The organism is Caproicibacterium argilliputei (genome assembly GCF_029211325.2).
GTDB lineage: Bacteria > Bacillota > Clostridia > Oscillospirales > Acutalibacteraceae > Caproicibacterium > Caproicibacterium argilliputei.
Genome location: NZ_CP135996.1, coordinates 103,243 through 115,713 on the forward strand (window position 1 = coordinate 103,243; position 12,471 = coordinate 115,713).

The window sequence follows — 12,471 nt, forward strand, 5'->3', positions numbered from 1 at the left end:
ACTGAATTTTGGAGAAGTGCGACATTATGTCGCACTTAGAAGCTTTCCGGCAACCACCGTGCGGTTGTTTTTGGTCTCATAGCTGCAGGTACACAGTAGCATGATGTGATCCCAGCCATCCGCGGACACGCCGGTGTCGTAAATGGATTTTTTCTGCAATTCCTGCACGAACATAGCGAAATCAATATCACTTTGAAAGTCTGTGCGGGTGAAGCCATTCTGCTCCTTAATAACCGCAAAAATCTGGTACGTTTTTTTACCGGAACTGTCCTCATAAGAAAAGCGCGGATTCTGTTTGCAGAAAGTCGCGCTGTCATATTTAAGCAAGTCCCGAAACATGGTACCGTCCAGCATATTGTGGCCATACAACACGGTGTTGCGGCTGCTGGCCGGTTGACAGCCTGCCTGCATAAACACTGAACCGTGGTCGTCCTTTCGATTCTTGAAATCGTATTTCAAGTAATGCTCCGGGTCAGATTTTGCGGACTGCAGCACGGGATAGTTGATTTTTGTGCCGGGGACGGTAAGCCACCCTCGGATATCCGGGTTGATCTTTTTCAGTGTTGCAAACTTATCCGGTGCTGATGAACTTTTCTTTGCAGCTTTTTCAGCAGGGGCAGAGGCATAAAGCTCCTGCACCTGCTGAATATCGGCATCAATCTGCGCAGGCTGCACCACAAATTTGTTGACAAAAAATAAAGACGTTGCAACTACAACGCCTGCACACAGAACTATGAAAATGGTTTGTACTTTACTGGTCATCGTCTTTGTTTTGCTCGTCGTCCTCAAAATCCTGCAATCCAGCGGTGCGCATACGGCGATAACACAAGAAAATAACTGCAGACGCTGCGCCAGCGCCAACAACGGCTAAAATAATCGGCAAAACCGGATTGTCACCGGTGCGCGGTACGCTGCCGGTTACATCATCCCCGCTGCCACCGGAAAGATTCTGCGTCACGGTGCCTGTACCAGTGCCGGAACCGCTGCTTGTGTCAGGAATCGTGATGTCATTTCCTTCTGTATTACCATTGAGCTGTAAGTAATACTTTCCGGGTTGCAGGCTGGCAACGGACAAACGGCCCTGATTGTCCGTCTTGCCAAGCAGGACGATCTGGCCTGTCGGTCCATCTTTGCGTACAGTCACACTCATATTGGCAATCGGATTGCCGGAACCGTCCTTGAAAAGCAGATAATTGCCAGAAATCGTGACGGTACCTTTCAATTTATTCTCTCCAGGCTTAGAACTACTGCCCGGCGTGGAGCTGCTGCCCGGCGTGGAGCTGCTGCCCGGCGTGGAGCTATTGCCCGGCTTAGAACTACTGCCCGGCGTGGAGCTGCTGCCCGGCGTGGAGCTATTGCCCGGCTTAGAACTACTGCCCGGCGTGGAGCTATTGTCCGGCGTGGAGCTGCTGCCCGGCGTGGAGCTATTGTCCGGCGTGGAGCTGCTGCCTGGTTTAGAACTATTGCCCGGCGTGGAGCTATTGCCCGGCTTAGAACTACTGCCCGGCGTGGAGCTGCTGCTGGACGAGGGAGGAGCTGCTTTTTTCAAAGCAGTAAACCGCGTTGTGGTGCCTTCTTTCGTCAACTCGACAGTTGTCGAACCGTCATATCCGTCTGCAGAGATTACATACTTGCCGGTATACAGATTTTGAAAGGTATGTTGGCCATTTTTATCTGTATCAGCAAGTGCGTAGTGTGCCTCATGCATACCGGTAACTTTCCCTTGACTTCCTTTTGATGAAGCAGAAGAAGATGCGGAGGAAGATCCAGTTGGAGCAGCTGCAGTTCGCAACACCAATTTTCCTGTTACTGTTTCAGGAATACTAGACGAACTTGCTGGAACACTGCTCTCTGAACTGACCGCACTGCTTGCTGAGCTGCTGCCGGTATCTGTGGAGGTAGAGGAATTGCTGTCAGTCGGGATTACGTTGAGTACGGTACCGGTCGGCAGCGGTTTGCCATCATACTGCGCGGTAATCGTCAGATTTCCGAGTACCGCATCATGCGAAAATTCCACTTTAAGGGCGCTGGTTTCAAGCTTACTGTCGGAAAGTACCGCTTGATACGGCTTTGCTTTCGCATAACCGGTCGGCGGAATCAATTCGTCGACATAGTACGGGCCATCATCCGGCCGCACATTTGCAAAAGTGACGGTTTTCTTGTCTGCAGAAATTGTGGCAGACGCAGCACCGACAATGTCGCCTGCTTTGTCGCTGCCTGCGGCATATTTCAGCGCATAGTTTTTGGTGGCGATTGGCAGGGGCTGATTTACGTCGGTGCCGATTGCTTGTACATTCACCTTTTTCGTGTCTGGTTTCAATTCGATATCAAGTGTGGGATTTGTGTCCGATTTGGCTGTAATGCTGATGGGACTGGATGCTTTGATATATCCATCTGCGGATACAGATACCGTGTAGCTATCACTGTCATTTTCCGGTACATACATCAGTGTTGCTTTCCCGGCAGCGTCTGTCGTATATTCGGCATATTTGGCATCGTGATAAATCTCACCGCCGGAAGTTTTAGAAATGACAATGCTGGCATTTCCTACGGATTTTTTTGTGTCGGCATTTGTGACTGTCAGCGCAACATTGCGTGACGGCGGAGCTGCTAACAGTTCCACTGTGGGGGTCGTGCTTTCTCCGCGGTCAATGTGCTGATACACAAGTTTTGCTGGAGTGCGACCGCTCTCAATAGAGTCACCTACTTCGGTGATCGTAAAGGTGCAGTTGTCCGCATCCAAGGCGCGCAGACTTTTAATAATCAATTTGCCCGGGATGGAGGGATCAGTTGTAATCCGGCTTGAGTCAAGCGTTTTCGTAGCGCCGCCAGAAGTGTAAGTGACTTTGACGTTTTCCGGCTTTAATGTTAAATTCGCGCCGGTGACGACGTCTTTTTTAACGATATACAAATCCTTGCTGTACTCCGTCATGCTGACGTTCGGCAGGGTTAGCTTTTGATTTGCTGTTGTGATGTTGATAGGTGTGGACGCAGCGTACTTGTAGTACCCGTCTAAATAGGCAGCCAAGTTGTAAGTGCCGCCGTAAACTGGCGAGAAAGAATAGTTGCCGCCGGTGCGGGTTTCCGCATCCTGGCTGAATTTTGTGTTCGAAACAGAAGTCAGGGAAATGGCCAGTCCTTTCAATCCAGTTGTAGTATCTGACCCAGCGAAGGCTCTGCCGCTTACCGTTGCGTTCATACCATAGTTAAAAATTGTGGTAGATACTTCCGTACCCTTTTTCAAAGATACGAAGTCGCCGCTGGTCCCTTTTTGGTAGCCATCCGGCGCAATCAAATCCTCTGCGCGAATAGTCCCCATATGGGTACGCAGATTGCGGATAATTATACTGCCGTCTGCTTCTTCCGTGAAATCTGGAAAAGAAGAAATAGCACGCGTTTCACCAGTGGCAGTGTTCAGCCTCAATTGAATATCGGAGGCTTTGATAATCAGCGGCTTGTTGTCCGGGTAGCTAACGCGCTTAATCCGCAAGTTGCCAAGGTCGGCCTGCAGCGTGACAGTGCAGTCAGTGGGTACCTTGTCTTTGACCGTGAGGTCGGGTGATACATTGTTTTTGGTAATATCAATTCCCGCTTCGGCAGCAACAACGGAAACCGTATATTTGGCGGTTGTGTCACTGCAAAGCAGCATATACTGGCCATTTGCATCCGTCTGCCGTGCCTTCGCTTTGCCGTTTTCCTGAATGGTCTTGCCATTCTGCGCGAAATTTAGCGTAGCACCGGCAACCGGCTGACGCGCCTGGTCCTGAACGGTGACAACAATGCCGGTTGCTGGTGCCCAATCCGCGTAAATCTCGACCGGATTCCAAGTTGCAACCGTCGCTTTCTCGTCCAATGCGGTCGTGCTGCCATCCGGCTGCATGACATAAAAAGCAGTCGGCATTTTGCGCATCCGGATGGGTGTCAGATCGTTAATGGTTTTAATGTTGGTTGTCATTGTGCCGTAAGTATCTTTGTTCGCCGTAAAATGCCAGCCACGGTCGAGTACATAGCTGGAATCGTCCATATCATGCAGGGTATAATCTGAAATTACAGTGCCGTTGTTTGTACCGGTCTTGTAATCAATCTGCCCATGGTTTTGAATGGTACCGTTATTGGTAATGACCAACTTGGCACCGTTCAGGCCCTTAATGGATTTGTTGACGGTTAGCGTAGAATCTTTCGGCACAGTCAGCGACAAATCCTTGCTATAAGCCAGATCACGATTTACCGTGGGAGAACCGTATACTTGCCCGCTGCTGCCAATGAAAATAATGCCTTTTGCCTTGACAACGTTACTTGGCAAGTTGCCAGCCTCCACAATGCCATCTGTGTTGATTTTTGAGGATGTGCAGGTGCTGGATAGAGAAGTTGCCCGCAGATTTGCAAAGTCGCTTACGTTGATGCTACTCTGGCTGGATGTACCCGAAAGGCTTCCGGTCACGACATTTGCTGTACCGGAGCAGGTCACGGACATTGATCCGGCGCTGGTGTAGTTTTTCATGTTGACCGTAGAATTTGCAGCAATCAGCGATCCGTTGCAAGAACCTGCAATATCGCTTTGCACGGTTGCGGTGCTGTCGTCGGTAAATGAAAGACTAACAGAACCGGAGGTGCTTCCACCGCTGGTTCCGCTGCTGCCCGAATCTCCGGTCGAACCATGGACACTTGAACCACCATTGTAACCGCCAGCTCCGCCAGAACCACCGGAACCAGAACTTCCTGAAACTCCTGTCATACTGATTGTGTTCATTGTCAATTGCGCTTTTGATGCATTTATGACAATTGAGCCCACAAACGTGCCACCTATACCACCAACTCCTCCTTTTCCGCCAGTCCCAGGATTATCGACACTGATATTTGAGTTTCCACCACCGGTACCTCCGCGGCCACCTTGACCGCCTTTCCCACTATTTCCGATTCCTACATTTTGTACTTTCAAGGCTGAATTTGTAATATCAATCTCTATACGTCCGCTGGAACCGCCTGTGCCACCCTGACCGCCTATGCCACCGACACTGCCAGAACAATATCCTCCGATATTACCTGAATTCAAATATCCGCTGTTTCCGCCTTTTCCGCCTTGGCCGCCTGTGCCACCTGTTCCTCCAGAACCACTGGAAATGTTAGTAAAGGATAAATCGGAGTTATTTGAAGTCAATACTATCAGACCTCCGAATCCGCCAGATCCACCGTTTCCGCCTTGGCCGCCTTCACCACTTGGAATGGTATCATTAGAAAGCGCATTGCGTCCATCACCGCCTGTACCGCCTGTACCACCACTCCCTCCAGTACCGCCGGTGATATTCAGTGCGGTGAATTTTGCGTTGGATACATCCAAAAAAACGGATTGACCACTGCTTCCACTTTCTCCGTTGCCGCCGCGCCCACCTGTGGATGAACCGTTCACACCATCAGTGCCACGTGTACCAGTTGAACCGGATGCACCGTTGCCAGCAGTGATATTCCCAGTCAGTTCAACAGTGCCGCCAACTACTTTAATTTGACCGCCGGTCCGAATGGCGCATGCGGTCAAATTTCCTCCGGCACCGTGCAATTCCAGCGTTGCATTATCGCTGACGACGATATTTCCAATAGTCACTTTCGCAGTGTAATATAACTTTGCGGCAATGCTGCTGGAAATCGTAATGGTTTTGCTGTATGTTGATGTGCCTAAATTGGAAATCAAGTAATTCCCTGATTTGATAATTGTGATATTTTTTGAGCTGTCCACCGAGCAGTAACTGCTTACCGCAGTGCCGGTAACTTCTGCGTCGGATGTGACAATCGTCTTTGCGTCGCTTGGTACCGTTTCGATACCCGGCGTGAAGCTGGCGGCCGAAGTGCTGACGTTCGTCGTACCGCCGGAAGCTGCCGAAGCGGGAAGCGGAAAAGCGCTTATGAGAAACGCTGCCGCCAACGCGCCCGACAGCGCACGCCTGAATAAACCTGTCTTCATGTGTTTTTTTCATCCTTTCATTTTGTTTCAAATCCTTTTTTGATAATAAAAAACTGCGCTCCGCAGAGTGCAGTGCTTGTGTGAATAGGAAACTGCCTAGCTGGTATCGATCCATTTGGCAGGGGAAAGCAAGAGTGCGTCCAGTTGGTCTTTTCTCCGGTACGCGGCAGACAAGTCGTCTGTTTGCCAAAGCCAAACACGGTGATCCTCCAGTGTGATGGCTTTTAGGATATATTCCATCTTTCCAGCGGTTCTACGGGCTTCGATTTCCGTATCGCAGGCAGCAACACACTCCTGTGTTTTTCGGTTTTGTAATTGCAGTAAGGTATGTCCTGCACCGTCCATGTGAATATTTTTCACAAGATAGCTCATGCCGGAACACTCCTTTCGTAATCGACAAATATATCATACAGGCTGTCACGCTCATAAGCTTCCAAATCAAAGGACGGACAGTCAGCAGGCGTAACATCTGGCTTCTGGTAATTCGCATAACTGCCCTCTGCAACACGTTCCCAATGCTGGAGCAGCCAGTCAAAGGACGCGCGGAACAGGGTACCGTCCCGGCCGGGCTTGCGGCCGGTCAAAAAGTCGCTGGCTTCCACATCCCGGCAAACCGACTGAAAAGTTTCTGCGGACAGGTGTTTGTCCAAGATTAGCTGCTTGCGGTTGACACCCCACTGCCAAACAGGCACTGGTGCATTCAGGGAAGGACAGCCTGCTACAAAGGCATTGCGGATGGCTTCAAAAAATTCAGTTTCTGCAGTTTGTGTGGGGGGTGTTTCGCACAGTCTCACTCCCTCAGTCTCGGTATATTCAGTCTCGGTAATAGTATAAGAAGAGATGGCACCCATACTTTGGGACTCTAGAGCCTCCTGTTTTGGGAGTCTAGACTCCCTCACTTTGGGATTCAAGACTCCCAAATTTTGCGCTTCTGGATTCTCTGCATTCGGAGGTTCCGGAACGCCGGTTTCAGTCGTTTTATTGGCACATTCTGCCGGGGAAGCGGCTTGTGCATTGGTTTGGAAGTCTGTTTTCTGTGCTTCTTGGTTCTTCTTTTTTGGGAGAGCAGACGGTTTTTTCTTTTTCTCTTTTGGTCTGCTGTTACCAGAGTCCGATACAGCCGGTGATAACCCACTGGCAAAATTCATCACATAGTAAACGACCGGCTTGCCCTGTCCACGCCGCTGACGCTGAATTAAGCCAAATTCAACTAGTTCATTCAGCACCTTTGTGACAGTGTTTTTGCTGCTATTGAGTGCCAGCATGATTGTGTCCACGCGGTATTCTATGTATACACGGTTTTGATCGTCAATCCAGCCGCTTTTGCGGGAAAGGCTCATGCGGTCGAGCATCAGGCTATAGAGAACTTTGCCCTCCGTGGTAAGTTGCTGGAAGACACTATCTTCAAAAAGCGCTTTTGGCAGGCGAAGGAATCGAAACTGTTCTCCATCGTTTCCATAATAAAACTCAAAGTTCATTCTCGTTTTCCCCCATAAGTTCGGATTTTGTAAGGCCACTGGCAAAGTTCATCACATAATAGCCGTTCTGTCTGCGCTGGATTAAGCCGAAATCGACTAATTCGTTTAAAATCTTTGTGACGGTATTTTTGCTGCTGTTGAGTGCTTTCCGGATTTCGCTTGAACGGTATTCAACGTACACGCGGTTTTGGTCGTCAACCCAACCATTTTCACGGGATAAGCGCATGCGGTCGAGCATCAGGCTATAGAGGATCTTGCTTTCACTGGAAAGTTGTTTGAATGTGTCGTATTCAAACAGTGCTTTGGGGATATAGAGGAAGTTGTGCTGTTCTCCATCGTTGCCATAATAAAAATTAAAACTCATTTTGATAACCTCCAAAAGTATTCATATAATCATTCAAATACAGCTGGGCAGGTGTGCCGCAGCCCTTTACCTGTTTCACAAACCCGGCCTTTTTCAGCTGCTGCATGGCGTTTACAACGGTATTCCTGGAAAGGGACAGTGCTTGTCCCAACTCCAATTCCGGATAGATAATGAATGCACCGGCAGCACCTTGCTTGGCCTCCCGCCGAGTACGTTCGCACAGCGCAAGATAGACCAGTTTTGCGCTGCTGTTGAGCTGCCTGTTCGTGAGAATTCGCATACAGTCCATGTCCGTACCTCCTTAAAAATTGGCATAAAAATAGCTCCCAGTAGGGGAGCTTACACGATATAATCTGAGTGTTACTTTTGACATATCACTGTAGTAATCATCGTGACAATGAATATGATTACTGTAAAAATTGGTGCGTTTATCATTTGAAATAGTAATACGAGATACAGCATCATGCAATCAACACGTACTGAGTTTACTCGTTGAACCCCATACTTTACCGATAAAACTTTGAATATGCTTAAAATTAGGAACAGAGTAAGCGCTATCCCTCCTCCAACCAGAAATGTTAAACAGTCTATTTTGGTTTTGCAATTCTTACTCAAGACAAACAAATAAAATAGCAGACATGCTAAAGTCAAAACACTCAAACCTACAATTCGTTTAATTTTAACTTTTGTTATGACGTTCAGTGTCATAAAATCACTCCAAATCTAATTAGCCTAAATTAGTATTTTGTATAATCAGGCACCGCTCTACAGCACTCAAAATGTCAACTTCTATTTTCGGCGGTTATCGCAGATTACGCAGTTTTTTATCTGCAGACACAAAAACAGCCAGACCACAATATCTTGTGTTCTGGCTCCTTTTCTGTCTTCTTCGATTTTCGAGCATTTTCACCGTTTTTCAAATTTCTGTTTGTGTGCATTATTTATCGTGGTAATGACCGCCGCACTGGATGATCACCAGAGTATTGTCCGCAACAGTAAATACAATCCGATTCTTCCTATCAATGCGGACACTGGCGTATCCTGAAAAGTCATGCTTAAGAAATTCAAACGTGCTGATTTCACAGTGATAACCATTTCTTAATAGTTCATTTATAAGCTTATTGGTCTTCTTCAAAAGCTTGCGGTCAGTATCCTGCAGAAGCACATATTCAGACCACGCTTCGGGAACCCATTTTAGTAGCAGCATTTTAATCCTCAATCAAACTGTGAATTTCGGCTTTTCCTCGGTGCAGTTCCGCAATCCTGCGTTTCAATTCTGCAGATTCCTCTGGCGTAAAACCGTTTGCATCCTTTACAGAAAACTTGACTTCCCGCTGCCGGATTGTCTGCTTAATGAAAGCATTTAATACCGATGCCATGGAAATGCCCAACTCGTCACATAAAGAACTGAAACTGTCTCGTTCGGACTTGTCGATTTTAATCGTCAGATTCGTTTTCTCGCTCATCATAAAGCACCTCCGTTTTTTATATCATACGTTATTTTATGCAGAAAGTCAAGAAAATATGTGTGCTTTTAATGTGCTTTTGCAATAATTACTCTGATCATAACTAAATAGCTAATTCAATAGATATGGTTTGTACTTCTTTTTTCATCATTACAATTATACTCCTTTTGGCCCATCTGGATAGGCATTCTCAAACTCCGCCAGACGCTGAACTAGATCCTCTTTGTTGGCATCGCTCCAATAGCCTGTCTTAATGCCATTGACGCGCTCATGCGTCAGACGCTGGTAGCTTACCGAAGCCGCAGGTTCAGTGTCAGCAATATCTTCTTCCGTAAAGACCGTTTCCTGATTCGGCAGGGGCAGATTTCCGCTGCTGTCACGGATGTGCTTTTCAACCGGCTTGCATTCATGCACCGGAGGTTGCGGTTTGGCAGCAGGACGCTTGTCCTGCTCCGTTCCGGCATAGGGCTGAATTTCACTATTACCGATAGGCTGCTGCAGTTCCGCAGCAGGTGCTTCTTCTGGAGTTTCCAATTCATCCGGTGTTTCGTCAGATTCTGACAAATCAATTTTTCCAGCAAAAAAATCGTTCAAAATATCGCTGTACCAGTTATGCACCTTTTCCAGCGCCATTAAATCTTCTGCCTGCTTATAAGAAATTTTCGTGTTGGCATAGTTATTCAAGTAATCAGCTAACTGCTGCTGATTATTTGCGAATTGTACATCAGCAAACAGAACAGCAGCAGTGACCGGAACACGTCCTTCATCAACAAGTGCCAGCAAATCATCACACAACGTTGATATTTTAATGTATCGCTGAATGGTTTTTACGGTGTCGCCGGTTTGCTCCGCGATAGCTGCGGTGCTTTTGCGTTCACCTTTCGCTTCATAAGCAGCCTTTTGCATCGCATAACCGCGCGCCAGCTCTGACGGAAGCAGCTCATGTCGCTGGCACAGATTAGTTTCCGTCAGAATTAAGTCTGCTTCTGCGTCTGTGCATTCCCGAACAATGCATTTCACCTTGCACCCGGCCAATTCGCACGCACGTTTACGGTTACGACCTGCCAAGATAATGTACTTATTGTCTATCTCGCGAACAATGCAGGGCTGCTGCTGTCCGTTTTCCCGGATACTGTCAGCCAGCTGCTGCAACTGCTCCTGTGAGTATGCCCGAAACGGTTGGTCGGTGATTTCTTGCAGTTCCGCAGGTTCAATTTCGGTAATCTGGTCGCCGTTTACAGCGACGCCGTAGAGTGTCCCGGTGAAAGCTTCTTCCAGTGTCGGCAAGGACTGCTTTTTCATTCCGCATCACCTGCAATTCTCTTTGCAGCGGCAAGGTAAGCCTGCCCAACGCGGCTACTTTTACGGTGTACCAGACTGCCGCACAAAGTGTTGTCATCATCCGTGCTGTTGCGCGCTTCTTGTAGCATTGGAACCGGAGCTGCAAAAACGAGGCTCCCATAGCTTTCTTTTAAAGCTGTGAAAACCTCGTTGCTCATTTTTGTTTGGCGGCTGTACATGGTAACAAGCATCCCGGCGAGGAACGGTTTAACATCTTTCGTCTGCTTGATTGCCATGTATCGTTGCAGCATTTGCGGAATGCAGTCATAAGCGAATTTTTCAGCTTGAACCGGCAACAACAATTTGTCACTGCATTTCAGTGCATTGGAAACCAACAGATTATCAACGGCAGTCGGGCAGTCAAATAAGATGTAGTCATACTGGGCGAAAAAATCACGATGGAAAACCCGGTCAAGCACGGTGTTGCTCTGACCATCATTGCCCAAAACAGCGTAAATACCGCCGAGCATCTTATTTGCGGGGATATAGTCCAGTTGCTCCCGGTCGCTGTGTCGGATAAACTGCATATCATCATTGGAGCAGATCCCGGATACCTCCTGGTAGATCAGCTCCGACACAGTGGGTTTGCCGTCCGGCTGATAGCCGAGCCAACGTGACAGGTGTCCCTGCTGATCGAGGTCAACTAGGAGGACATTCTTGCCGAGTAGACGCAAACCTGCACCAACATTCAACGCTGTTGTTGTCTTGCCGACACCGCCTTTTTCGATTGCTACTGCGATAATTTTACTCATGATTTTTCTCCTTTACAATGGGGGCTGCGTTTAGCGCAGCCGCAGACGATTTTGTTTGTCTTATTTACATTGCACGGCCAGTCGATTAAGATCGGCCGTTTTCGGTCTTTTCCACGTCTGCATACATACGGACGTACTTACTGCCACGATTTCGGGTCGGGGTGGAACAATTACTGACTTGGTAATTGGCGTCATTTTCTGTTTTACTGATAGTTACGGAGCCGGTGCGCAGCTTGTCACGCATGGCCCTAATTTCCGATGGCAAGCCCGTTAGGCGAATCTTGATCATTACAGATTTCCCTCCGCATACAATTTTTTATCCATCGTTTCTTGCGTCAACCGAGCGCCAAAATCTTCATCTAGTGTCATTGGTTCATCTCCTTCATGAGTGCAACATTATGTCGCAGATAAAAATATAAATTGGTAAAATAAAACACTTGACAGTTACGTCAAGTGTGGGTAAACTTTTGTTATAAAAGCATCTTATAAATTGTTGAAAATTTCTCACAAATGCTAATTTTATGTGGAAAATTGACTACAAATCAAAAGGTCCTGGGTTCGAATCCCCGCGGGCGCACCAAAATGTTATGACAACAACTCCATGGCACCACATTATGAGAGGATATGCAAGTAGGAATTTTGAGTCCGCCTTGAAAAGGTGGACTTTTTTTTATCTCTATTTTTCTAAAATGGATTATTAAGGGAACCGAAAGAGGGACAGGACTACGAAAAATAAGAGATTTGCCGTTTTTTATGATGTGGAACCATTACATGAATATGCTCCACAAACACAGCCCGGAAACAATCAGTAGGATAGCACCGCCCAGTCGCATGGAAAAAACATATAGGTTAGACGGTCCTTCGGCGTTTTCCGATTTCCACTTTTCCAAGATGGGCCAAAGGGAAATAGGCTTAATTTCCATAATCAGGCCCAGAACGGCAAAGATAATTCCCCATGCAATCATCGGGTAGCACGCTTTCTGCATTTTTGAAGAATGATTATTTATAAATCAGTTTCAATACAATAACCGAGTATTTCCACTACAGTTGGAATCTGATTTTTCTGTTGCAAAAGCCGGTGTACAAATAGAGAAAGATAATACAAATGCTAGCA

The 12,471-nt window shown here is 47.5% G+C and carries 12 protein-coding genes; all 12 read right to left on the reverse strand.

Going from position 1 to position 12,471, the window contains the following annotated elements; translation table 11 throughout:
• Window positions 1-24 precede the first annotated feature (24 nt).
• On the reverse strand, window positions 25-762 hold the full coding sequence (gene srtB / locus PXC00_RS00475; RefSeq protein ID WP_275844920.1) for a class B sortase: 738 nt from the start codon (window positions 760-762) through the stop codon (window positions 25-27).
• A complete protein-coding gene (locus PXC00_RS00480) occupies window positions 752-5,956 on the reverse strand; it encodes a carboxypeptidase regulatory-like domain-containing protein (protein ID WP_316935029.1) in 5,205 nt (1,734 codons plus the stop codon). The genes srtB and PXC00_RS00480 overlap by 11 nt, the downstream gene beginning before the upstream one ends.
• 96 nt (window positions 5,957-6,052) lie before the next feature.
• Complete coding sequence (locus PXC00_RS00485; RefSeq protein ID WP_275844917.1) at window positions 6,053-6,328, reverse strand: hypothetical protein; 276 nt, start codon at window positions 6,326-6,328, stop codon at window positions 6,053-6,055.
• On the reverse strand, window positions 6,325-7,434 hold the full coding sequence (locus tag PXC00_RS00490; RefSeq protein WP_275844916.1) for a replication initiator protein A: 1,110 nt from the start codon (window positions 7,432-7,434) through the stop codon (window positions 6,325-6,327). The genes PXC00_RS00485 and PXC00_RS00490 overlap by 4 nt, the downstream gene beginning before the upstream one ends.
• Entirely contained in the window at window positions 7,424-7,798 is a 375-nt protein-coding gene (locus tag PXC00_RS00495) for a replication initiator protein A (protein WP_275844915.1), read from the reverse strand. Before PXC00_RS00495 ends, PXC00_RS00490 begins: the two co-directional genes overlap by 11 nt.
• Window positions 7,788-8,087: a GntR family transcriptional regulator gene (locus tag PXC00_RS00500; RefSeq protein ID WP_275844914.1), complete on the reverse strand. Its 300-nt coding sequence runs from the start codon at window positions 8,085-8,087 to the stop codon at window positions 7,788-7,790. Before PXC00_RS00500 ends, PXC00_RS00495 begins: the two co-directional genes overlap by 11 nt.
• A gap of 648 nt (window positions 8,088-8,735) precedes the next feature.
• Window positions 8,736-9,005 (reverse strand): Txe/YoeB family addiction module toxin, encoded by a 270-nt coding sequence (locus PXC00_RS00505; protein ID WP_275844913.1) that lies wholly within the window; start codon window positions 9,003-9,005, stop codon window positions 8,736-8,738.
• A gap of 1 nt (window position 9,006) precedes the next feature.
• A complete protein-coding gene (locus PXC00_RS00510) occupies window positions 9,007-9,267 on the reverse strand; it encodes a damage-inducible protein J (protein ID WP_275844912.1) in 261 nt (86 codons plus the stop codon).
• Between the two features lie 153 nt (window positions 9,268-9,420).
• On the reverse strand, window positions 9,421-10,566 hold the full coding sequence (locus PXC00_RS00515) for a ParB/RepB/Spo0J family partition protein (protein WP_275844911.1): 1,146 nt from the start codon (window positions 10,564-10,566) through the stop codon (window positions 9,421-9,423).
• Window positions 10,563-11,357 carry a ParA family protein gene (locus tag PXC00_RS00520; RefSeq protein ID WP_275844910.1) on the reverse strand — a complete coding sequence of 265 codons (795 nt, stop codon included), beginning with the start codon at window positions 11,355-11,357 and terminating at the stop codon, window positions 10,563-10,565. The genes PXC00_RS00515 and PXC00_RS00520 overlap by 4 nt, the downstream gene beginning before the upstream one ends.
• Window positions 11,358-11,442: 85 nt before the next feature.
• A complete protein-coding gene (locus tag PXC00_RS00525; RefSeq protein ID WP_275844909.1) occupies window positions 11,443-11,646 on the reverse strand; it encodes a hypothetical protein in 204 nt (67 codons plus the stop codon).
• 478 nt (window positions 11,647-12,124) lie between these two features.
• Window positions 12,125-12,343 (reverse strand): DUF6199 family natural product biosynthesis protein, encoded by a 219-nt coding sequence (locus PXC00_RS14100; protein WP_407654284.1) that lies wholly within the window; start codon window positions 12,341-12,343, stop codon window positions 12,125-12,127.
• Window positions 12,344-12,471 lie beyond the last annotated feature (128 nt).